Source organism: Pseudomonas sp. 24 E 13 (assembly GCF_900004715.1).
Classification (GTDB): domain Bacteria; phylum Pseudomonadota; class Gammaproteobacteria; order Pseudomonadales; family Pseudomonadaceae; genus Aquipseudomonas; species Aquipseudomonas orientalis_A.
In genome coordinates this window covers 12,192-32,264 of the sequence record NZ_CVTO01000153.1, presented here as the reverse complement: position 1 = coordinate 32,264, position 20,073 = coordinate 12,192, and the positions used below count along the sequence as shown (strand labels likewise).

The window sequence follows — 20,073 nt, the reverse complement described above, 5'->3', positions numbered from 1 at the left end:
GTACTCGGTCCAATCCAACATCCTGGTCGGCCCAGAGGCCGCCATCGGGGGCAAGCCCCCTCCCACAGTTGCCCTGCGCTGTTTCCAGCAGGGTTACAGCTTGATCCAGGTCGCCTTCAGTTCGGTATATTTGTCGAACGCATGCAGCGATTTATCGCGACCGTTACCCGACTGCTTGAAGCCCCCGAACGGAGCGGTCATGTCGCCACCGTCGTACTGGTTGACCCACACGCTACCGGCACGCAGGGCCTTGGCAGTCAGGTGCGCCTTGGAGATGTCCGCCGTCCACACCCCCGCCGCCAGGCCATATTGGGTGTCGTTGGCGATGGCGATGGCTTCTTCGGCGCTGTCGAAGGTGATTACCGACAGTACCGGACCAAAGATTTCTTCCTGGGCAATTTTCATGGCGTTGGTCACACCGTCGAAAATGGTCGGTTCGACGTAGGTGCCACCGGTTTCTTCCAGCGTGCGCTTGCCACCGGCGACCAGCTTGGCGCCATCGGCATGGCCGGCTTCGATGTACGAGAGCACGTTGTTCATCTGCTGGGTGTCCACCAGCGCACCCACGTTGGTGGCGGGGTCCAGCGGGTTACCGGGCTTCCAACCCTTGAGGGCCTCGATGACCAGCGGCAGGAAAGTGTCCTTGATCGAACGCTCCACCAGCAGGCGCGAACCGGCGGTGCAGACTTCGCCCTGGTTGAAGGCGATGGCGCTGGCGGCGGAGTTGGCGGCGGCTTGCAGGTCCGGCGCATCGGCAAACACGATGTTCGGGCTCTTGCCGCCTGCTTCCAGCCACACACGCTTCATGTTCGATTCGCCGGAGCGGATCAACAGCTGCTTGGCAATTTTGGTGGATCCGGTAAACACCAGGGTGTCCACGTCCATGTGCACCGCCAGCGCGTTACCCACGGTGTGGCCATAGCCCGGCAGCACGTTGAGCACGCCTTTTGGAATGCCGGCTTCAACGGCCAGGGCGGCGATACGGATGGCGGTCAGCGGGGACTTTTCCGACGGTTTGAGAATTACCGAGTTACCGGTCGACAGGGCCGGGCCGAGTTTCCAGCAGGCCATCATCAGCGGGAAGTTCCACGGAACGATCGCACCGACTACGCCCACGGGCTCACGGGTCACCAGCCCCAGTTGATCATGGGGCGTGGCCGCCACTTCATCATAGATCTTGTCGATTGCCTCGCCGCTCCAGCTCAGGGCATTGGCCGCGCCGGGGACGTCGATGTTCAGGGCGTCGCTGATCGGCTTGCCCATGTCCAGGGTTTCCAGCAGCGCCAGCTCTTCGGCATTGGCCTTGAGCAGCGCGGCGAAACGGATCATGACGGACTTGCGCTTGGCCGGTGCCAGGCGCGACCAGACCCCGGAATTGAAAGTGGCACGGGCGTTTTCCACGGCACGCTGGGCGTCGGCGGCGTCACAGCTGGCCACGGTGGCGAGCAGACGACCATCGACCGGACTGATGCATTCGAACGTATCACCGGAAACGGCGGCGGTGTACTCGCCATTGATGTACGCGCGGCCTTCGATTTTCAGGTCCTTGGCGCGTTGTTCCCAGTCGGCACGGGTCAGGGTGGTCATGCAAGTCTGCTCCTCTTATTGGATACAAGGGCCTGGAAGATTGATCCCGGCGCCTCCACGAATGCTTGCCTGGCCAGCCTGCTGTTCGGCTCAAGGCACTTGCCACCCTAAACCAGCGGCTGGGGATGTTTCAATATATTTGACATAACGGCGGCAAACGCCCTTGCGATGTTCATTTTAATAAACATAGACTTTGGCCTCTCCACACGCAGGCCAGACGGGATAAGCACATGAGCATCCAGGACATCGTCGATTTCAGCCAAGCCAATACCGCCCCCGATCGCTATCGCCCTGCCGCCGAGAAAATCCTCAAGGGCGACCCTGAACAGACGATCTACAACCACTACGACAGCCCCTGCGGACAAATGAACGCGGGCGTCTGGGAAGGCGAAGTCGGGCAGTGGACGGTCAATTACACCGAGCATGAATACTGCGAGATCGTGCAGGGAGTTTCCGTACTGCGCGATGCCCAAGGCAATGCCAAAACCTTGCGCGCCGGCGACCGCTTCGTAATCCCGGCCGGCTTCAGCGGCACCTGGGAAGTGCTGGAAGCGTGCCGCAAGATCTACGTGGTGTTCGAACAGAAAGCCTGATCAGCGAATCCCAAGCAAAAAAAAGCCCGTATCGTGAGATACGGGCTTTTTTTGATCGTTCCCATGCTCTGCGTGGGAATGCATCCTGTGACGCTCTGCGTCACCACCGCGCAGATCTCGGATCTTTGCGCCAAAACCGGGACGCGGAGCGTCCGGGGCGGCGTTTCCACGCGGAGCGTGGGAACGATCAGATCAGCGCATCCCAGGCAAAAAAAGCCCGTATCGTGAGTTTGTTGATCGTCCCCATGCTCTGCGTGGGAATGCATCCTGTGACGCTCTGCGTCACCACCGCGCAGATCTCGGATCTTTGCGCCAAAACCGGGACGCGGAGCGTCCGGGGCGGCATTTCCACGCGGAGCGTGGGAACGATCAGACGCCAGGCAAAAAAAAGCCCGTATCGTGAGATACGGGCTTTTTTTCACAAGGAAGGAAATCAATTACTTGATTTTGCCTTCTTTGTAGATCACGTGCTTGCGAACGCGCGGGTCGAACATTTTCTTTTCGAGCTTGTCCGGGGTAGTACGCTTGTTCTTGTCGGTAGTGTAGAAGTGACCAGTACCGGCGCTAGAGATCATTCGAATCAATTCACGCATGATAGAGCTCCTTAGATCTTGCCGGCGGCGCGGATTTCGGCCAGCACGACAGTGATGCCACGCTTGTCGATGATACGCATGCCTTTGGCAGATACACGCAGGCGAACAAAACGTTTCTCTTCTTCAACCCAGAAGCGATGATGCTGCAGGTTCGGCAGGAAACGACGACGGGTTTTGTTATTTGCGTGGGAAATGTTATTCCCAGTCACCGGACCCTTACCGGTAACTTGACAGACTCTCGACATGCCTCAGCCCTCTAAAACCACATGCCCAACCCGGCATGGGTTGGCCGCTTAATCTCTCAGTCATTTGGCGCCAGGCGCCGCGTTTCTTTAGGGTCTTACCGGCTACACCTACAAGCGAAGGAACCGGGCCCCTAGAAAAGAGCGCTGCTTTATACCAGAAAGACCCAGGTGCAACAACAGCGAGTGTGTTTTTACCTGAGTAAATCTCGGCCATTGGCGCCTGAACCGTTGCCAGGAGGGGCCGCTGTAACAGCCGACCGCTCGTCGCACAGAATGATTTTCAGCGCCTGCAGGCACTCTGACCTGCACGTTGAAACGCGCTGAGGCGCCATCAAAACAGCATTTTGGCCAAAAGCACAGGCAAAAATGGGCTAGTCATTTAATCAACAGGCCACTACGGTAGGGCTTTTCCAGACTGCACTCGCAGATGGGCCTTCGATCTGCACAGGAAACCGAATATGCGCCTCGCTGCCCTACCGCTATTGCTAGCCCCCCTTTTCATCGCTCCGATGGCCGTTGCCGCCACCAATTTAAGCGTTTGCACCGAGGCCAGCCCCGAAGGGTTCGACGTGGTGCAGTACAACTCGTTGACCACCACCAACGCCTCGGCGGATGTGCTGATGAACCGTCTGGTGGACTACGACGCTACCGCCGGCAAGCTGGTGCCGAGCCTGGCAGACAGCTGGGACGTCTCCCCGGATGGCCTGACCTACACGTTCAAATTGCACCCGAACGTGAAATTCCATCGCACCGAGTATTTCACCCCCAGCCGCACCCTGACGGCCGAAGACGTGCGCTTCAGCTTCGAACGCATGCTCGACCCGGCCAACCCGTGGCACAAGATCGCCCAGAGCGGCTTCCCCCACGCGCAATCACTGCAGTTGCCGGCGCTGATCAAGAAGATCGATGCCCTCGACCCGCTGACCGTGCGCTTCACCCTTGATCACGCCGACTCCACGTTTCTTGCCGCGTTGAGCATGGGCTTTGCCTCGATCTACCCGGCCGAATATGCCGACAAACTGCTCAAGGCCGGCACCCCGGAGAAGCTCAACAGCCAGCCCATTGGCACCGGCCCGTTCGTTTTCGTGCGTTTCCAGAAGGATGCGGTGGTGCGCTACAAGGCCAACCCGGACTACTTCGCCGGCAAACCGACTGTGGATAACCTGATCTTCGCCATCACGCCGGATGCCAATGTGCGCCTGCAGAAACTGCATCGCGACGAGTGCCAGATCGCCCTGTCGCCCAAGCCCCTGGATGTGGGCGAGGCCGAAAAAGACCCGGCGCTGAAGGTGGAAAAAACCGCCGCCTTCATGACCGCCTTCGTCGCCATCAACAGCCAGCACCCGCCACTGGACAAGCCCGAGGTACGCCAGGCGATCAACCTGGCCTTTGACAAAGGCAGCTACCTGAAGGCGGTATTCGAAGGCACCGCCGAAGCGGCCAATGGGGTTTACCCGCCCAATACCTGGAGCTACGCCAAGGACTTGCCGGGTTATCCACAAGACCTTGCCAAAGCCAAGGCGCTGTTGAACCGCGCCGGCCTCAAGGACGGCTTCAAAACCACGATCTGGACACGCCCTACCGGCAGCCTGCTGAACCCCAACCCGAATCTTGGCGCTCAGTTGCTGCAGGCCGATCTGGCCAAGGTCGGCATCCAGGCCGACATCCGCGTGATCGAGTGGGGCGAGTTGATTCGCCGCGCCAAAGCCGGCGAACACGACCTGCTCTTCATGGGCTGGGCCGGTGACAATGGCGACCCGGACAACTTCCTGACCCCGCAATTTTCCTGCGCAGCCGTCAAATCCGGTACCAACTTCGCCCGCTACTGCGACCCTGCGCTGGACAAGCTGATCAGCGCCGGCAAGACCACCAGCGAACAGGGCGTGCGCACCAAGCTCTACCAGCAGGCCCAGGCGCAGATCCAGCAGCAGGCCCTGTGGCTGCCCCTGGCGCATCCCACGGCGTTTGCCCTGACACGCAAGAATATCGAGGGCTATCAGGTGAGCCCGTTTGGCCGGCAGGATTATTCCAAGGTCAGCGTCAAGCCTTAAGCTGCAAGCTGCAAGCTGCAAGCCGACTTGTGGCTTGCAGCTCTAAACGTGCAGCGGCCCTCTACATCCATCCGTATTCCGCCATCGACAACGGATCACCATCGCCCACGATGATGTGGTCCAGCACCCGTACGTCCACCATTTCCAGGGCTTTTTGTAGAATCTTGGTCAATTTTCGATCAGCCGGGCTGGGGTCTACGCTTCCCGAAGGATGGTTGTGGCACAGGATCAACGCTGCCGCGTTGTACGCCAGCGCACGCTTGACCACTTGCCGGGGATAGACCAGGGCGGTATCGATGGTGCCTTCGCAGAGCGCCTCGAAACCCAGCACCCGATGCTTGGAGTCGAGAAACAGGCAGCCAAACACTTCGTGAGACTCATGACGCAGCAGCGCCTTGAGGTATTCGCGGACGGCCAGCGGGCTTTCCAGCACCGAATCGTTGCGCAGGCGCTCGGCCATGTGGCGCCGGGACATTTCCAGCACCGCCTGCAATTGGGCAAACTTCGCCGGCCCCAGGCCCAGCTGCTGATTGAACAGCGCCTGGCTGGCCTCCAGCAGCGGGCGCAACCCACCGAATTGCGCCAGCAGATGACGCGCCAGGTCCACGGCGCTCCTGCCGGATACGCCGGTGCGCAGGAAAATCGCCAGCAATTCGGCATCGGACAGACTGGCCGCGCCCCACTCCAACAGCTTCTCTCGCGGCCGCTCGGCAGCAGGCCAATTGCGAATACTCATCCCACCTCCCTTCCATGATGTACGCCGTATGCGCCGCTGTTGCCGGGCGGACGCTGTGTTATCGTAGGCCCTCTTTTTTGCATGCGATTTCACCTGGGGAGGGGTCATCGCAGGCGTCACTGAACTGGCTTCACTGAACTGGAAAGGCAAACCAATGCAGCGTCTGTATCGGAAACGCATCGTTCTCGGCGTCGGCGGCGGCATTGCCGCCTACAAGAGCGCGGAACTGGTTCGCAGGCTCCTGGACCAGGGCGCCGAAGTGCGCGTGGTCATGACCCGTGGTGGCAGTGAGTTCATCACCCCGCTGACCATGCAGGCCTTGTCCGGCCACCCGGTTCACCTGGACCTGCTGGACCCGGCGGCCGAAGCCGCCATGGGCCATATCGAACTGGCCAAATGGGCCGACCTGGTGCTCATCGCGCCGGCGACCGCCGACCTGATCGCACGCCTGGCCCAGGGCATCGCCGATGACTTGCTGACCACCCTGGTACTGGCCACCGACGCCACTGTCGCCATTGCCCCGGCGATGAACCAGGCCATGTGGCGCGACCCGGCCACCCAGGCCAACACCCAACTCCTGCAAAGCCGTGGCCTCAAGGTCTTCGGCCCGGCGTCCGGCAGCCAGGCCTGCGGCGACGTCGGCATGGGCCGCATGCTCGAAGCCACCGACCTGGCGCTGTGTGCCGCCGAATGCTTCCAGCACCTGGCCCTGACCGGCAAACACGTACTGATCACTGCGGGCCCGACTCAGGAAAACATCGACCCGGTGCGCTACATCACCAACCATAGCTCAGGAAAAATGGGCTTTGCCCTGGCTGAAGCTGCGGTTGAGGCAGGCGCACGTGTGACCCTGATCACCGGCCCGGTGCATTTACCGACGCCCGATCGTGTGACCCGAATCGACGTAGTCAGCGCCCGCGACATGCTGGCGGCCTGTGAAGCGGCCATTCCGTGCGACCTGTTCATCGCCTCGGCAGCGGTTGCAGACTACCGGCCGGAAGTCGTTGCACCGCAAAAGCTCAAGAAAGACCCTACAAGCGGCGATGGTCTGCTCCTGCAAATGGTACGCAACCCAGACATTCTGGCCACCATTGCCACACGTGCGGACCGTCCGTTCAGCGTCGGCTTCGCCGCCGAGACCGAACATTTGCTGGACTACGCCGCGCGCAAATTGAAAGACAAAAACCTCGACCTGATCGTTGCCAATGATGTCGCCAACCCGAGCATCGGCTTCAACAGTGAGGAAAATGCCATCAGCGTGATCGACCGCGAGTTGCACGCCACCGTTTTCGCCCAGACCAGCAAGGGCAAGATAGCCCGCCAACTGATCTCTTTTATCGCCCAACGGCTGAACCAGGTTTAATGTCCATGCACGCTTTGCAAGCCAAGATCCTCGACCCACGCATCGGTAGCCAATTCCCCCTTCCGGCCTACGCCACCCCAGGCTCCGCCGGCCTGGACCTGCGCGCCATGCTCCAGCAGGACACGGTCCTGGAGCCGGGCCAGACGATCCTGATCCCCACCGGCCTGTCGATCTACGTCGGCGACCCGGGCCTGGCGGCCCTGATCCTGCCGCGCTCCGGCCTGGGCCACAAACACGGCATCGTGCTGGGCAATCTGGTGGGCCTGATCGACTCCGACTACCAGGGCGAATTGATGGTGTCGTGCTGGAACCGCGGCCAGACCGCGTTCAACATTGCGGTCGGCGAGCGTATCGCCCAACTGGTGCTGGTGCCGGTGGTCCAGGCGCAGTTCGAACTGGTGCAGGAATTCGACGAAACCCAGCGCGGCGCAGGTGGTTTTGGGCATTCCGGCAGTCACTGACTAAGCTGAACAGGGCCGGGCGCAATTGCCCGGCCAGACGCCACCGCCAGGTTTTTCAGGATGAAGAATGCGCGAAAATTATCAGCGGATTTTATTAAATAAAATCAACAGGTTACGCAGATATGAGCGCAGGACCGACGCGCCGATGGCACTTTTACACCACGAACTCTCTGCCGAAAACGTCGTCATACCCTTCAGTTTGAGCCTGCCGGCCAGCCACATCAGGCCAGCCTTGCCCCCTTTCAGATGGAGTTTCCCCCCGCGATGAGTACCGCAGCCCGCGTAGCCCCGAGCTTTCCCGACAGCATCTTCCGTGCCTATGACATTCGTGGCGTGGTGCCCAAGACCCTGACCGCCGAAACCGCCTACTGGATCGGCCGCGCCATCGGCTCACAGAGCCTGGCCCAGGGCGAGCCGAACGTGTCGGTCGGTCGTGACGGCCGCCTGTCCGGCCCGGAGCTTGTGGAGCAACTGATCCAGGGCCTGGCGGACAGCGGGTGCCATGTCAGCGACGTCGGCCTGGTGCCTACGCCTGCGTTGTATTACGCCGCCAACGTCCTGGCCGGCAAGTCCGGCGTCATGCTGACCGGCAGCCACAACCCGTCGGACTACAACGGCTTCAAAATCGTTATCGCCGGCGACACCCTCGCCAACGAACAGATCCAGGCCCTGCACACTCGCCTGAAAACCAACGACCTGAGCAGCGGCACCGGCAGCATCACCAAGGTCGACATCCTGCAGCGCTACTCCGACGAAATCACCCGCGACGTCAAACTCGCCCGCCGCCTCAAAGTGGTGGTGGATTGCGGCAACGGCGCGGCCGGCGTGATCGCTCCGCAATTGCTCGAAGCCCTCGATTGTGAAGTGATTCCCCTGTTCTGCGACGTCGACGGCAACTTCCCCAACCACCACCCGGACCCCGGCAAGCCGGAAAACCTGGTGGACCTGATCGCCAAGGTCAAGGAAGTGGGCGCCGACGTCGGCCTGGCCTTCGACGGCGACGGCGACCGCGTAGGCGTGGTGACCGAAACCGGCGAAATCGTGTACCCGGACCGCCTGCTGATGCTGTTCGCCCGTGACGTGGTGGCGCGCAACGCCAACGCCGAAATCATCTTCGACGTGAAGTGCACTCGTCGCCTCACGCCGCTGATCAAGGAATACGGCGGTCGCCCGCTGATGTGGAAGACCGGTCACTCGTTGATCAAAAAGAAAATGAAGGAAACCGGTGCCTTGCTGGCCGGCGAAATGAGCGGTCACGTATTCTTCAAGGAGCGCTGGTTCGGTTTCGACGATGGCATTTACAGCGCTGCGCGCCTGCTGGAGATCCTCAGCAAGGAAAAATCCACGGCGCAAGCGCTGTTTCAGACCTTCCCGAATGATATTTCTACGCCAGAGATCAATATCCATGTGACCGAAGAGAGCAAATTCAGCATCATTGACGCATTGCACGACGCGCAATGGGGCGAAGGCGCCAACCTGACCACCATTGATGGTGTGCGAGTCGATTACGCCAAAGGCTGGGGCCTGGTTCGTGCGTCCAACACCACACCGGTGCTGGTGCTGCGTTTCGAGGCGGATACCGAGGCTGAGTTGCAGCGCATCAAGGACGTCTTTCACGTCCAGTTGAAACGTGTTGCCCCTGATCTCCAATTACCGTTCTGATTTTTCTACCGGAGCCCTGAATGACCCTCGAACGCGAAGCCGCTGCCAACACCGCCAAGGTCCTGTCCGAAGCGTTGCCTTACATTCGACGCTACGTCGGCAAGACGCTGGTGATCAAGTACGGCGGCAATGCCATGGAAAGCGACGAGCTGAAAACCGGCTTTGCCCGCGACATCGTGCTGATGAAAGCCGTGGGGATCAACCCGGTTGTCGTCCACGGCGGTGGGCCGCAAATCGGCGACCTGCTCAAGCGTTTGTCGATCGAGAGTCACTTCATCGATGGCATGCGCGTCACTGACGCGCAGACCATGGACGTGGTGGAGATGGTGCTCGGTGGCCAGGTCAACAAGGACATCGTCAACCTGATCAACCGCCACGGCGGCAGCGCCATTGGCCTGACCGGCAAGGACGCGGAACTGATCCGCGCGAAAAAACTGACCGTGACGCGCCAGACACCGGAAATGACCCAGCCGGAAATCATCGACATCGGCCAGGTGGGCGAAGTGATCGGCATTAACACCGATCTGCTCAACCTGCTGGTCAAGGGTGACTTCATCCCGGTGATCGCGCCTATCGGCGTGGGCGCCAACGGTGAGTCGTACAACATCAACGCCGACCTGGTGGCGGGCAAGGTGGCCGAGGCACTGAAGGCTGAAAAGCTGATGCTGCTGACCAACATCGCCGGCCTGATGGACAAGGAAGGCAAGGTGCTGACCGGCCTGACGACGCAACAAGTCGACGAACTGATCGCCGATGGCACCATCTACGGCGGCATGCTGCCGAAAATCCGCTGCGCGCTGGAAGCCGTGCAAGGCGGCGTCGGCAGCTCGCTGATTTTGGATGGCCGGGTACCGAACGCGATCCTGCTGGAAATCTTCACCGATACGGGTGTAGGTACGCTGATCAGCAATCGCAAGCGTCCTTAAACGTCGAACTCAAAAAGGCCCCGCTCAATCCGATTGAGCGGGGCCTTTTTTATAAAGCTTGAGAACACTGGAGATCAAATGTGGGAGGGGGCTTGCCCCCGATGGCGGCGTATCAGTTGGAGTATCCAGCACTGATGCACCGCTATCGGGGGCAAGCCCCCTCCCACATTTGCCTGCGCCTGCAATACTTTCGGTTTAAACGCCAAACTGCTCACGGTACGCACGCACCGCCGGCAGGTGCTGCTTGAGCTGCGGATCATCCTCCAGGAACTGCAACACCTGGTTCAACGACACAATGCTCACCACCGGAATGCCGAAGTCACGCTCCACTTCCTGGATCGCCGACAATTCGCCGTTGCCACGCTCCTGGCGGTTCAGCGCAATCAGCACGCCGGCGGCCTTGGCGCCGTCCTGGGAGGCGATGATCTGCATCACCTCGCGGATCGCGGTGCCGGCGGTGATCACGTCATCGATGATCAGCACATCGCCGGTCAACGGGGCTCCGACCAGGCTGCCACCTTCACCATGGGCCTTGGCTTCCTTGCGGTTGAAGCACCACGGCAGGTCCTGCCCATGATGTTCCGCCAGGGCCACCGCCGTCGCCGCAGCCAGGGGAATGCCCTTGTAGGCCGGGCCAAAGAGCACGTCGAAGGAAATACCGCTTTCAACAATGGCGGCCGCGTAGAAACGCCCCAACTGAGCCAGGGCCGAGCCGGAGTTGAACAAGCCTGCGTTGAAGAAATACGGGCTGGTGCGCCCGGACTTGAGGGTGAACTCACCGAAGCGCAAAACCCCGCGATCGATGGCAAAACGAATGAAATCGCGTTGATACGCCTGCATGAAAAAAGCCTCAGATACCACGGATTTAGCTAATTAGGTGGACGGCGTGTATCATACACGCACGCGATTTTTGGGGCCATTTATGCGGATCATCAGTGTGAACGTTAATGGTATTCAGGCTGCAGTCGAGCGTGGTTTGCTCAGTTGGCTGCAAGCACAGAATGCCGACGTCATCTGCCTGCAGGACACACGCGCCTCCGCCTTTGAACTGGACGACCCAGCCTTCCAACTGGATGGCTACTTCCTTTATGCCTGCGATGCCGAAGTGCCCACCCAAGGTGGCGTGGCTTTGTACTCGCGGTTGCAACCCAAGGCGGTCATCAGCGGCCTCGGCTTCGAGACAGCCGACCGCTATGGGCGTTACCTGCAAGCCGATTTCGACAAGGTCAGCATCGCGACCTTGCTGCTTCCTTCGGGGCAGAACGGCGATGAAGACTTGAACCAGAAATTCAAGCTAATGGACGATTTCGCCCGTTATCTGGATAAACAGCGACGCAAACGTCGCGAGTACATTTATTGTGGCTCGCTGTACGTGGCGCAACAGAAGCTGGATATCAAGAACTGGCGCGACAGCCAGCAATCCCCGGGCTTCCTGGCGCCGGAACGGGCCTGGATGGACGAGATTGTCGGCAACATGGGCTATGTCGACGCCCTGCGCGAAGTCAGCCGTGAAGGCGACCAGTACAGCTGGTGGCCGGATAACGAACAGGCCGAAATGCTCAACCTGGGCTGGCGTTTCGACTACCAGTTGCTGACCCCGGGCCTGCGCCGGTTCGTGCGCAGTGCACGCCTGCCGCGCCAGCCGCGCTTCTCTCAGCACGCGCCGCTGATCGTGGACTACGACTGGACCTTGACCATCTGAGGTCTTTCTCCAGGTACAAAAAAACCGACAGTGATGTGATCGTTCCCACGCTCTGCGTGGGAATGCATCCCGTGACGCTCCGCGTCACCATTACGCAAATGCCGGATTTTCGCTTACAGCAGGACGCGGAGCGTCCCGGGCGGCATTCCCACGCGGAGCGTGGGAACGATCAAACCGGGTATAAAAAACCGACAGTGATGTCGGTTTTTTTGTGGGCAACCGTTTACTTCACCAGACGCCAGGTCCACGGATAACGGTAGGCGATGCCCTTATTCGCCTTGATACCGGCAATGATCGTCAGTATCAACGCGCCAATCACCAGCACGGTCATCAACAAAAAGCCGATGACCACGAAACCCAGCAGCAGGCACACCAGCCAGGCGATCGCCACCGTGATCTGGAAGTTCAGGGCTTCCTTGCCCTGATCATCGATCAGCGGGTCCACGTCCTTCTTGAACTGCCACAGGATCAACGGCCCCAACAAACTGCCGAAGGGGAATACCAACCCTGCAAACGCGGCGAAATGACACAACATCGCCAACTGGCGTACTTCCCTGGACGGTGCCGGAACCGGTAACTGGCTGTCATTCATCGCGCTTCTCCTGAGGACCGGCTTAGTCAGCCAGTGCGGCGTTCTGCAGTTCGAAAATTTCGGTCATGCCTTTCTGGGCCAGGGCCAGCATGGCGTTCAGCTCGGCCGGCTGGAATGGCGCGCCTTCGGCGGTGCCCTGCACTTCGATGAAACCACCGGTGCTGGTCATGACCACGTTCAGGTCGGTCTCGGCGGCCGAGTCTTCCAGGTAGTCCAGGTCCAGCACCGGCTCGCCCTGGTACATGCCGACCGAGACGGCGGCGATCATTTGCTTGAGCGGGTCACCGCCCTTGAGGCCGCCGCGCTTCTTGATCACTTTCAGTGCGTCGACCAGGGCCACCATGGCGCCGGTAATCGACGCGGTACGGGTGCCGCCATCAGCCTGGATCACGTCACAATCGACGTACAGGGTCACATCGCCCAGCTTGGACATGTCCAGGGCCGCGCGCAGGGAACGGCCGATCAGGCGCTGGATTTCCAGGGTACGCCCGCCCTGCTTGCCACGGCTGGCTTCACGCTGGTTACGCTCGCCCGTGGCGCGCGGCAGCATGCCGTACTCGGCGGTCAACCAACCCTGGCCCTGGCCCTTGAGGAAACGCGGCACGCCGTTCTCGACGCTGACGGTGCAGATCACCTTGGTATCACCAAACTCGACCAGTACGGACCCCTCGGCGTGTTTGGTGTAGTTGCGGGTGATGCGGATCGAGCGGAGCTGATCGGCAGCGCGACCACTTGGACGTTTCATAGGGAATTCCTGTACTGAGGACGAAAAACTGCCGAGCATTATAGAGCCGCCAGCCGATTCGGGGCACTTCTAAAAATCCGGTTACGAATACGCGCGTTTGGGCGTGCTCGCCCCACTGCGCTACAATCGCGCCCCTTCGTTACTGTGCAGGAGCGAGCTTGCTCGCGAAAAACGTCAACGATCACGCGCTCCTCCTGATTTAACGCGGCGCCCTGGAGTTCTTCGCGAGCAAGCTCGCTCCTACAGGTCGGCCTGGCCAATCTCTATTTCTCCAACGCGAGGTACCTCCATGGTGCACAGCATGACCGCCTTTGCCCGTGTCGAAAAAGCCGGCGCCCAAGGCACCCTGAGCTGGGAATTGCGCTCGGTCAACAGTCGTTACCTGGAGCCGCATCTACGCCTGCCCGAGTCTTTCCGCGACCTCGAAGGCGCCGTACGTGAAGCGTTGCGCCAGGGTATTTCCCGCGGCAAGCTGGAATGCACCCTGCGTTTTACTGAAGAAACCACCGGCAAACCGCTGCAGGTCGATCGCGACCGCGCCGCGCAACTGGTCGCCGCCGCCGAAACCATTGCCGGCCTGATCAAGCAGCCCGCCGCGCTGAACCCCCTGGAAGTCCTGGCCTGGCCCGGCGTGCTGGTGGCCGACGCCGCCGACCCGCAAGCCTTGAACGCCCAGGCGCTGGCACTCTTCACCCAGGGCCTGGACGAACTCAAGGCCGGCCGTGAACGCGAAGGCGCCGAACTGGCCCGCCTGATCAACGAGCGCCTGACGTCGATCGAAGCGGACGTCGTCACCCTGCGCGAACTCGTACCGCAGATGCTCGCCACCCAGCGCCAGAAGGTCCTGGACCGCTTCGCCGACATGCAGGCCGACCTCGACCCCGTGCGCCTGGAGCAGGAGATGGTGCTGCTGGCCCAGAAGAGCGACGTCGCCGAAGAGCTCGATCGCCTGAGCACCCACATCCTCGAAGTGCGCCGCGTGCTCAAGTCCGGCGGTGCCGCCGGTCGGCGCCTGGACTTCCTGATGCAGGAACTCAACCGCGAAGCCAATACACTCGGCTCCAAGGCGTTCGATCCGCGCAGCACCACGGCGGCGGTCAACCTCAAGGTGTTGATCGAGCAGATGCGCGAACAAGTACAGAATATTGAGTAAGGCAACCTCCATGACCCACAGCACCGGCACCCTTTACATCATTTCCGCCCCCTCGGGCGCGGGCAAGAGCAGCCTGGTCAAGGCCCTGACCGACGCTGACGAGCAGATCCGCATCTCGGTTTCCCACACCACCCGCGCCATGCGCCCGGGTGAAGTGAACGGCGTGCACTATCACTTCGTCGAGCGTACCGAGTTCGTCAAGATGATCGAACACGGTGACTTCCTGGAGCGCGCCGAAGTGTTCGGCAACCTCTACGGCACCTCGCAAAGCCACCTGCAGCAGACGCTGGATGAAGGCCATGACCTGATTCTGGAAATCGACTGGCAGGGCGCCGAACAGGTACGCCAACTGATGCCCAAGGCGCGCTCGATCTTCATCCTGCCGCCCTCGCTTGAAGCCTTGCACCAGCGCCTGACCAACCGCGGCCAGGACAGTGACGAGATCATCGAAGGTCGCATGCGTGAAGCCGTCAGCGAAATGAGCCACTACGTCGACTACGACTACCTGATCATCAATGACGATTTTGCCCACGCGCTGGACGATTTGAAGGCGATTTTCCGCGCCAATCAGCTGCAGCAAAAGCGCCAACAGCAGCGTTTCGGCAAATTACTCGCCGAACTGCTCGGTTGATTGGTTCTTCCCAAAATGGCTGCAAGGGCTTTACATTGGCACTTGTAGCGGTTTTGCGAGGGCCTGAGAAAAATCAGCGCTTCCCTAAACGCTGGTGATTTTTTAAACTGCTCAGTCCGCTCGCCCAACCGGGCAGCGCGCATCTTGCATTCGCTCCGAGGAATACCATGGCCCGCGTAACCGTTGAAGACTGCCTAGAACACGTGGATAACCGCTTTGAGCTGGTCATGCTCTCTACCAAGCGTGCCCGTCAACTGGCCACTGGCGGCAAAGAGCCCCTGGTCCAGTGGGAAAACGACAAGCCTACCGTTGTGGCCCTGCGCGAAATCGCTGAAGGCCTGATGAGCTACGAGTTCATCGCCAACGCTGAAATCGTTGAAGACGAACCGCTGTTTGCAGCGTTCGAGGACGAGTCCAACGAGGCCGTCTAAGCCTATGCCTGGTCGACGTAGCACGGCGCGGGGTCACAGCCTTCGGCAGGAGTTCACACTTTGCCGAGCATAGACGCCCTCGCCGATCGCTTATCGGCCTACCTCGGCCCCGACCAGGTCAACCTGGTCCGCCGAGCGTATTTCTACGCCGAACAAGCCCACGACGGCCAACGCCGTCGTAGCGGTGAGGCGTATGTCACCCATCCTCTTGCGGTGGCAAATATTCTTGCCGACATGCACATGGACCATCAGAGCCTGATGGCTGCGATGCTGCATGACGTGATCGAAGACACCGGCATCGCCAAGGAAGCGCTCAGCGCGCAATTTGGCGAAACCGTGGCCGAACTGGTCGACGGGGTCAGCAAACTGACCCAGATGAATTTCGAGACCAAGGCCGAAGCCCAGGCGGAAAACTTCCAGAAGATGGCCATGGCCATGGCCCGCGATATCCGCGTAATCCTGGTCAAGCTGGCCGACCGGCTGCACAACATGCGCACGCTGGAAGTGCTCTCCGGCGAAAAACGCCGGCGCATCGCCAAGGAAACCCTGGAAATCTACGCGCCCATCGCCAACCGGCTGGGCATGCATGCCATTCGTATCGAGTTCGAAGACCTCGGCTTCAAGGCCATGCACCCGATGCGCTCGGCGCGCATCTACCAGGCGGTCAAACGCGCCCGGGGCAACCGCAAGGAAATCGTCAACAAGATCGAAGAGTCCCTGAGCCATTGCCTGGCGATCGACGAGATCGAAGGCGAAGTCAGCGGACGGCAGAAACACATCTACGGCATCTACAAGAAGATGCGCGGCAAGCGCCGGGCCTTCAACGAGATCATGGACGTGTATGCGTTCCGGATCATCGTCGACAAGGTCGATACCTGCTACCGCGTGCTGGGCGCTGTACATAATTTGTACAAACCCCTGCCCGGCCGCTTCAAGGATTACATCGCGATCCCCAAGGCCAACGGCTACCAGTCGCTGCACACCACGCTGTTCGGCATGCACGGCGTGCCGATCGAGATCCAGATCCGTACCCGCGAAATGGAAGAGATGGCCAACAACGGCATCGCCGCCCATTGGCTGTACAAGTCCAGCGGCGATGAGCAGCCAAAGGGCACCCACGCCCGCGCCCGCCAGTGGGTCAAGGGCGTGCTGGAAATGCAGCAACGTGCCGGCAACTCCCTGGAATTCATCGAAAGCGTGAAGATCGACCTGTTCCCGGACGAGGTCTACGTGTTCACGCCCAAAGGCCGCATCATGGAGCTGCCCAAAGGCTCCACAGCGGTCGACTTTGCCTATGCCGTGCACACCGACGTGGGCAACAGCTGCATTGCCTGTCGGATCAATCGTCGCCTCGCGCCGCTGTCCGAACCGCTGCAGAGCGGTTCCACGGTCGAGATCGTCAGTGCACCCGGCGCGCGCCCGAACCCGGCCTGGCTCAACTTCGTGGTCACCGGCAAGGCGCGCACGCACATCCGCCACGCCTTGAAACTGCAGCGCCGTTCCGAGTCCATCAGCCTGGGCGAACGCCTGCTGAACAAGGTCCTCAACGGTTTTGACAGCGCCCTGGACAAGATCCCGCAGGAGCGCGTGCAAGCGATGCTTCACGAGTACCGCCAGGAAACCATCGAAGACCTGCTGGAAGATATCGGCCTGGGCAACCGCATGGCCTACGTGGTTGCGCGCCGCCTGCTCGGCGAGGGCGAACAGTTGCCAAGCCCGGAAGGCCCGCTGGCAATTCGCGGCACCGAGGGCCTGGTGCTCAGCTACGCCAAATGCTGCACACCGATCCCGGGCGATCCGATTGTCGGCCACTTGTCGGCGGGCAAAGGCATGGTGGTGCACTTGGACAACTGCCGCAACATCACCGAAATCCGCCACAACCCGGAAAAATGTATCCAGCTTTCCTGGGCCAAGGATGTTACCGGCGAATTCAACGTCGAGCTGCGCGTGGAGCTGGAGCACCAGCGCGGCTTGATCGCCCTGCTGGCCAGCAGCGTCAACGCGGCCGACGGCAATATCGAGAAAATCAGCATGGACGAACGCGATGGGCGCATCAGCGTGGTCCAGCTGGTGGTCAGCGTGCACGACCGCGTGCACCTGGCCCGCGTGATCAAGAAGCTGCGCGCGCTGACCGGGGTGATTCGCATCACCCGCATGCGTGCATAACCCTGCCAACAAGCCATCGCCCATTACAAGGAGTCATTCATGACCAAGACAGTAATCACCAGCGACAAAGCCCCGGCCGCCATCGGTACTTATTCCCAGGCGATCAAGGCGGGCAACACCGTCTACATGTCCGGCCAGATCCCGCTGGACCCAAAGACCATGGAACTGGTGGAAGGCTTCGAAGCACAGACCGTACAGGTCTTCGAAAACCTCAAGTCCGTGGCTGAAGCGGCCGGCGGCTCGTTCAAGGACATCGTCAAGCTGAACATCTTCCTGACCGACCTGAGCCACTTCGCCAAGGTCAACGAGATCATGGGCAAGTACTTCGAACAGCCGTACCCGGCCCGCGCCGCCATCGGTGTTGCTGCCTTGCCAAAGGGCGCGCAGGTTGAAATGGACGCGATTCTGGTCATCGAGTAAAGACACCCGGCGCAGCTTCAATCGCTGCGCCGACTTTGTTTCAGAAGGATTTAGTCATGCGCAAAGCGCTTGTAGCCTCTTCGTTGCTCGCCCTGCTGCTCGGCGGCTGTGCCAGCAACCCTGCCAATCTGGATGTCAGCGGGACCTGGGTCAACCAGGCCGCCATCGATGCGGCAGCCAAGGGCGGCCCTTTGCGCGAAGCCTTGCAGACCTTTGGCCCGAACCTGGAATGGGAGGTCAATACCAAGGCCTTGCAGGCACGCTACTACAACGGTTTTGAAGTAGCGGAAGGCAAGTTGCTGACTGACAAGCCCGGCGCCTGGAGCGTGGAGTTCTACGGCAGCGCTGCCACCGAACTCAAGCGCAGAGGCAAAAAGCTGCTGCAGGTGGCCAACGACAATGAGCCTGAGCAACTGTTCATGCGCCCCAATGACCCGGCTCCAGAGGGCGCGCCACTGGGCGCCAACTTCGAACGGGCGCTGTATGCGGCCTACATGGGCGGGGACTGGAAGATCACCGACGGTGTCGGCAATGGCGCCACCGTACAGTTCCAGGCTGATGGCAAGATTGTCGGCCTGCCTGGTGTGGACCGCTATTCCCTGTGCCTGGCAGGCGATTGCGCCTCGATGAGCGGCGGTTATGACAGCATCTGGCTGCAACTGAACGGCGTGGGCAATCCGTGGATCTTTGCGCGCAAGGGCAAGCAACTGGAGATTTTCCAGGCGATCAACACGGCGCAAGCGGATGAAGTGCCGCAGTTCACGCCTGGCCCTCGCCAATGGTTGCTTGAAAAGTAATAACCGACCAGATACGCAGCTAAATGTGGGAGGGGGCTTGCCCTAATGCCGGTCTGTAGGAGCGAGCTTGCTCGCGAAAAACGTCAACGATAACGCGTGCTTTCTGAATGAACGCGGTGCCTGTGAGTTTTTCGCGAGCAAGCTCGCTCCTACAGATGGCGGTGTACGCTTAACTCTTTAATCGTATTCAGCCTTTTAAAATAGCGGCATACCCTTCCCGGTAAGTCGGATAGGTCGGTGCCCAACCCAGCGCCTTGGCCCGCGCATTACTGCATTGCTTGCTGCCCGCGCGCCGCACACTGGCGTCCTCGGACCACTCTGTCACGCCCAGATACTCACGCAACCAGCCCACCACTTCGGCCAAGGGTGCGGGCGCGTCGTCGACGCCGATATAGACCTTGTCCAGCGAACCGCCCTGCTCCACATGACGCAGCAAAAACGCCAGCAAACCCGCCGCGTCATCCGCGTGAATCCGGTTGCCATATAAAGGCGGGTCGATCGCCACGCGGTAACCCTGGCGAACCTGGGTCAACAGCCACTCACGGCCCGGGCCGTAAATGCCGGTCAATCGCACCACGCTTGCCGGGATGCCGCTGTTGAGCGCCACCTGCTCGGCTTCGAGCATGACCTGGCCGGAATAACCTTTGGCCCGGGTTTCAGAGGTTTCGTCGACCCACTCGCCATTCTGCTGCCCGTACACACTGCTGCTGGACACGAACAACAGATGCCTGGGCGCCTGGCCGTAATCCTGCAACCACTCCAGCACATGCTTCAAACCCTGCACATACGCTGCGCGATAGCCGGCCTCGTCGTGGTCAGTGGCTGCGGCGCAGTACACCAGGTAATCCACCCCGCCGATCGGCCAAGTCTCAGGGCAGTCTTTATTGAACAGGTCGCCGGCAATGCCGATAACGCCCTCGGGAAGGCGTGAAATATCGCGGCGCAGGCCATGGACCTCCCATCCTCCGGCCAGCAATTGGCTAGCCAGCCGACTACCCACATCACCGCAACCGACAATCACAACAGAAGGCGCAGACATCATAAAACTCCATTCTCAAAGGCCCAGATTAGCCGCGCGAGAGGATCAACGGCCAGTAAAAAGCGAAATAAAGTAACAGTGCCACTTTAGTTAACAAGAATTACTTGCAATAATAACCACCCATTTGTCCTCGGCCCACAGGGGTCTGGCAGGACGATCAACCCTTTATTTTCACTCAGG

At 60.5% G+C, this 20,073-nt stretch carries 20 protein-coding genes and 1 pseudogene; 13 read left to right on the top strand and 8 right to left on the bottom strand.

Going from position 1 to position 20,073, the window contains the following annotated elements; all coding sequences use genetic code 11:
- Window positions 1-93 precede the first annotated feature (93 nt).
- Complete coding sequence (locus BFP90_RS23380; RefSeq protein WP_065893970.1) at window positions 94-1,587, bottom strand: aldehyde dehydrogenase; 1,494 nt, start codon at window positions 1,585-1,587, stop codon at window positions 94-96.
- A gap of 230 nt (window positions 1,588-1,817) precedes the next feature.
- Here BFP90_RS23380 and BFP90_RS23375 point away from each other — a divergent pair, with 230 nt between their 5' ends.
- Window positions 1,818-2,180 (top strand): cupin domain-containing protein, encoded by a 363-nt coding sequence (locus BFP90_RS23375; protein ID WP_065898086.1) that lies wholly within the window; start codon window positions 1,818-1,820, stop codon window positions 2,178-2,180.
- Window positions 2,181-2,617: 437 nt separating this feature from the next.
- On the opposite strand, the gene rpmG is transcribed toward BFP90_RS23375, so the two are convergent.
- Both rpmG and rpmB read right to left on the bottom strand, forming a co-directional pair.
- A complete protein-coding gene (rpmG, locus tag BFP90_RS23370) occupies window positions 2,618-2,773 on the bottom strand; it encodes a 50S ribosomal protein L33 (protein WP_003176906.1) in 156 nt (51 codons plus the stop codon).
- 11 nt (window positions 2,774-2,784) lie between these two features.
- Window positions 2,785-3,018 (bottom strand): 50S ribosomal protein L28, encoded by a 234-nt coding sequence (rpmB, locus tag BFP90_RS23365; protein ID WP_003176907.1) that lies wholly within the window; start codon window positions 3,016-3,018, stop codon window positions 2,785-2,787.
- Window positions 3,019-3,476: 458 nt separating this feature from the next.
- On the opposite strand from rpmB, the gene BFP90_RS23360 reads away from it, so the two are divergent.
- Complete coding sequence (locus BFP90_RS23360) at window positions 3,477-5,069, top strand: ABC transporter substrate-binding protein (protein ID WP_065898085.1); 1,593 nt, start codon at window positions 3,477-3,479, stop codon at window positions 5,067-5,069.
- A gap of 61 nt (window positions 5,070-5,130) precedes the next feature.
- Here BFP90_RS23360 and radC read toward each other — a convergent pair whose 3' ends face one another.
- Complete coding sequence (gene radC / locus BFP90_RS23355) at window positions 5,131-5,805, bottom strand: RadC family protein (RefSeq protein ID WP_065893972.1); 675 nt, start codon at window positions 5,803-5,805, stop codon at window positions 5,131-5,133.
- 154 nt (window positions 5,806-5,959) lie between these two features.
- Between radC and coaBC the strand changes: the two genes are divergently transcribed.
- The 4 genes and pseudogenes from coaBC (at window position 5,960) to argB (ending at window position 10,217) form a co-directional block, all read left to right on the top strand.
- On the top strand, window positions 5,960-7,168 hold the full coding sequence (gene coaBC / locus BFP90_RS23350) for a bifunctional phosphopantothenoylcysteine decarboxylase/phosphopantothenate--cysteine ligase CoaBC (protein WP_010207499.1): 1,209 nt from the start codon (window positions 5,960-5,962) through the stop codon (window positions 7,166-7,168).
- 5 nt (window positions 7,169-7,173) lie between these two features.
- A complete protein-coding gene (dut, locus tag BFP90_RS23345; protein WP_065887079.1) occupies window positions 7,174-7,629 on the top strand; it encodes a dUTP diphosphatase in 456 nt (151 codons plus the stop codon).
- Window positions 7,630-7,875: 246 nt separating this feature from the next.
- Window positions 7,876-9,291 (top strand): annotated as a pseudogene (locus BFP90_RS23340) (phosphomannomutase/phosphoglucomutase); the annotation flags it as partial.
- A 20-nt stretch (window positions 9,292-9,311) separates the two neighbouring features.
- A complete protein-coding gene (gene argB / locus BFP90_RS23335; RefSeq protein ID WP_015886532.1) occupies window positions 9,312-10,217 on the top strand; it encodes an acetylglutamate kinase in 906 nt (301 codons plus the stop codon).
- 195 nt (window positions 10,218-10,412) lie between these two features.
- Here the strand turns inward: argB and pyrE are convergent, their stop codons facing one another.
- Window positions 10,413-11,057, bottom strand: coding sequence for an orotate phosphoribosyltransferase (gene pyrE, locus BFP90_RS23330; RefSeq protein WP_003195489.1), 645 nt, complete (start codon window positions 11,055-11,057; stop codon window positions 10,413-10,415).
- 82 nt (window positions 11,058-11,139) lie between these two features.
- On the opposite strand from pyrE, the gene BFP90_RS23325 reads away from it, so the two are divergent.
- Window positions 11,140-11,919: an exodeoxyribonuclease III gene (locus BFP90_RS23325; RefSeq protein WP_003195493.1), complete on the top strand. Its 780-nt coding sequence runs from the start codon at window positions 11,140-11,142 to the stop codon at window positions 11,917-11,919.
- Window positions 11,920-12,142: 223 nt separating this feature from the next.
- On the opposite strand, the gene BFP90_RS23320 is transcribed toward BFP90_RS23325, so the two are convergent.
- Both BFP90_RS23320 and rph read right to left on the bottom strand, forming a co-directional pair.
- Window positions 12,143-12,511, bottom strand: a complete 369-nt coding sequence (locus tag BFP90_RS23320) for a DUF4870 domain-containing protein (protein WP_065893974.1) — start codon at window positions 12,509-12,511, stop codon at window positions 12,143-12,145.
- Between the two features lie 22 nt (window positions 12,512-12,533).
- The gene (gene rph, locus BFP90_RS23315; RefSeq protein ID WP_016975928.1) at window positions 12,534-13,256 is read right to left on the bottom strand and encodes a ribonuclease PH; all 723 of its coding nucleotides are present in this window, start codon (window positions 13,254-13,256) and stop codon (window positions 12,534-12,536) included.
- 289 nt (window positions 13,257-13,545) lie between these two features.
- On the opposite strand from rph, the gene BFP90_RS23310 reads away from it, so the two are divergent.
- The 6 genes from BFP90_RS23310 (at window position 13,546) to BFP90_RS23285 (ending at window position 18,854) form a co-directional block, all read left to right on the top strand.
- Window positions 13,546-14,409: a YicC/YloC family endoribonuclease gene (locus tag BFP90_RS23310; RefSeq protein ID WP_065886942.1), complete on the top strand. Its 864-nt coding sequence runs from the start codon at window positions 13,546-13,548 to the stop codon at window positions 14,407-14,409.
- Window positions 14,410-14,419: 10 nt separating this feature from the next.
- A complete protein-coding gene (gene gmk / locus BFP90_RS23305) occupies window positions 14,420-15,040 on the top strand; it encodes a guanylate kinase (protein WP_003213284.1) in 621 nt (206 codons plus the stop codon).
- Between the two features lie 167 nt (window positions 15,041-15,207).
- Window positions 15,208-15,471, top strand: a complete 264-nt coding sequence (rpoZ, locus tag BFP90_RS23300; RefSeq protein ID WP_003176920.1) for a DNA-directed RNA polymerase subunit omega — start codon at window positions 15,208-15,210, stop codon at window positions 15,469-15,471.
- Window positions 15,472-15,531: 60 nt separating this feature from the next.
- Window positions 15,532-17,637, top strand: coding sequence for a bifunctional GTP diphosphokinase/guanosine-3',5'-bis pyrophosphate 3'-pyrophosphohydrolase (gene spoT / locus BFP90_RS23295; RefSeq protein WP_058424246.1), 2,106 nt, complete (start codon window positions 15,532-15,534; stop codon window positions 17,635-17,637).
- Window positions 17,638-17,676: 39 nt separating this feature from the next.
- Entirely contained in the window at window positions 17,677-18,057 is a 381-nt protein-coding gene (locus BFP90_RS23290) for a RidA family protein (protein WP_003176922.1), read from the top strand.
- Between the two features lie 56 nt (window positions 18,058-18,113).
- On the top strand, window positions 18,114-18,854 hold the full coding sequence (locus BFP90_RS23285) for a hypothetical protein (RefSeq protein WP_065898084.1): 741 nt from the start codon (window positions 18,114-18,116) through the stop codon (window positions 18,852-18,854).
- Window positions 18,855-19,041: 187 nt separating this feature from the next.
- On the opposite strand, the gene BFP90_RS23280 is transcribed toward BFP90_RS23285, so the two are convergent.
- Window positions 19,042-19,893, bottom strand: coding sequence for an SDR family oxidoreductase (locus BFP90_RS23280; protein WP_065898083.1), 852 nt, complete (start codon window positions 19,891-19,893; stop codon window positions 19,042-19,044).
- Window positions 19,894-20,073: the final 180 nt, after the last annotated feature.

What these genes read in the sequence shown, in the direction of transcription:
- BFP90_RS23380 (WP_065893970.1), bottom strand. Translation starts at nt 1,587, where the DNA reads ATGACCACCCTGACCCGTGCCGACTGGGAACAACGCGCCAAGGACCTG.
- BFP90_RS23375 (WP_065898086.1), top strand. Translation starts at nt 1,818, where the DNA reads ATGAGCATCCAGGACATCGTCGATTTCAGCCAAGCCAATACCGCCCCC.
- rpmG (WP_003176906.1), bottom strand. Translation starts at nt 2,773, where the DNA reads ATGCGTGAATTGATTCGAATGATCTCTAGCGCCGGTACTGGTCACTTC.
- rpmB (WP_003176907.1), bottom strand. Translation starts at nt 3,018, where the DNA reads ATGTCGAGAGTCTGTCAAGTTACCGGTAAGGGTCCGGTGACTGGGAAT.
- BFP90_RS23360 (WP_065898085.1), top strand. Translation starts at nt 3,477, where the DNA reads ATGCGCCTCGCTGCCCTACCGCTATTGCTAGCCCCCCTTTTCATCGCT.
- radC (WP_065893972.1), bottom strand. Translation starts at nt 5,805, where the DNA reads ATGAGTATTCGCAATTGGCCTGCTGCCGAGCGGCCGCGAGAGAAGCTG.
- coaBC (WP_010207499.1), top strand. Translation starts at nt 5,960, where the DNA reads ATGCAGCGTCTGTATCGGAAACGCATCGTTCTCGGCGTCGGCGGCGGC.
- dut (WP_065887079.1), top strand. Translation starts at nt 7,174, where the DNA reads ATGCACGCTTTGCAAGCCAAGATCCTCGACCCACGCATCGGTAGCCAA.
- argB (WP_015886532.1), top strand. Translation starts at nt 9,312, where the DNA reads ATGACCCTCGAACGCGAAGCCGCTGCCAACACCGCCAAGGTCCTGTCC.
- pyrE (WP_003195489.1), bottom strand. Translation starts at nt 11,057, where the DNA reads ATGCAGGCGTATCAACGCGATTTCATTCGTTTTGCCATCGATCGCGGG.
- BFP90_RS23325 (WP_003195493.1), top strand. Translation starts at nt 11,140, where the DNA reads ATGCGGATCATCAGTGTGAACGTTAATGGTATTCAGGCTGCAGTCGAG.
- BFP90_RS23320 (WP_065893974.1), bottom strand. Translation starts at nt 12,511, where the DNA reads ATGAATGACAGCCAGTTACCGGTTCCGGCACCGTCCAGGGAAGTACGC.
- rph (WP_016975928.1), bottom strand. Translation starts at nt 13,256, where the DNA reads ATGAAACGTCCAAGTGGTCGCGCTGCCGATCAGCTCCGCTCGATCCGC.
- BFP90_RS23310 (WP_065886942.1), top strand. Translation starts at nt 13,546, where the DNA reads ATGGTGCACAGCATGACCGCCTTTGCCCGTGTCGAAAAAGCCGGCGCC.
- gmk (WP_003213284.1), top strand. Translation starts at nt 14,420, where the DNA reads ATGACCCACAGCACCGGCACCCTTTACATCATTTCCGCCCCCTCGGGC.
- rpoZ (WP_003176920.1), top strand. Translation starts at nt 15,208, where the DNA reads ATGGCCCGCGTAACCGTTGAAGACTGCCTAGAACACGTGGATAACCGC.
- BFP90_RS23290 (WP_003176922.1), top strand. Translation starts at nt 17,677, where the DNA reads ATGACCAAGACAGTAATCACCAGCGACAAAGCCCCGGCCGCCATCGGT.
- BFP90_RS23285 (WP_065898084.1), top strand. Translation starts at nt 18,114, where the DNA reads ATGCGCAAAGCGCTTGTAGCCTCTTCGTTGCTCGCCCTGCTGCTCGGC.
- BFP90_RS23280 (WP_065898083.1), bottom strand. Translation starts at nt 19,893, where the DNA reads ATGTCTGCGCCTTCTGTTGTGATTGTCGGTTGCGGTGATGTGGGTAGT.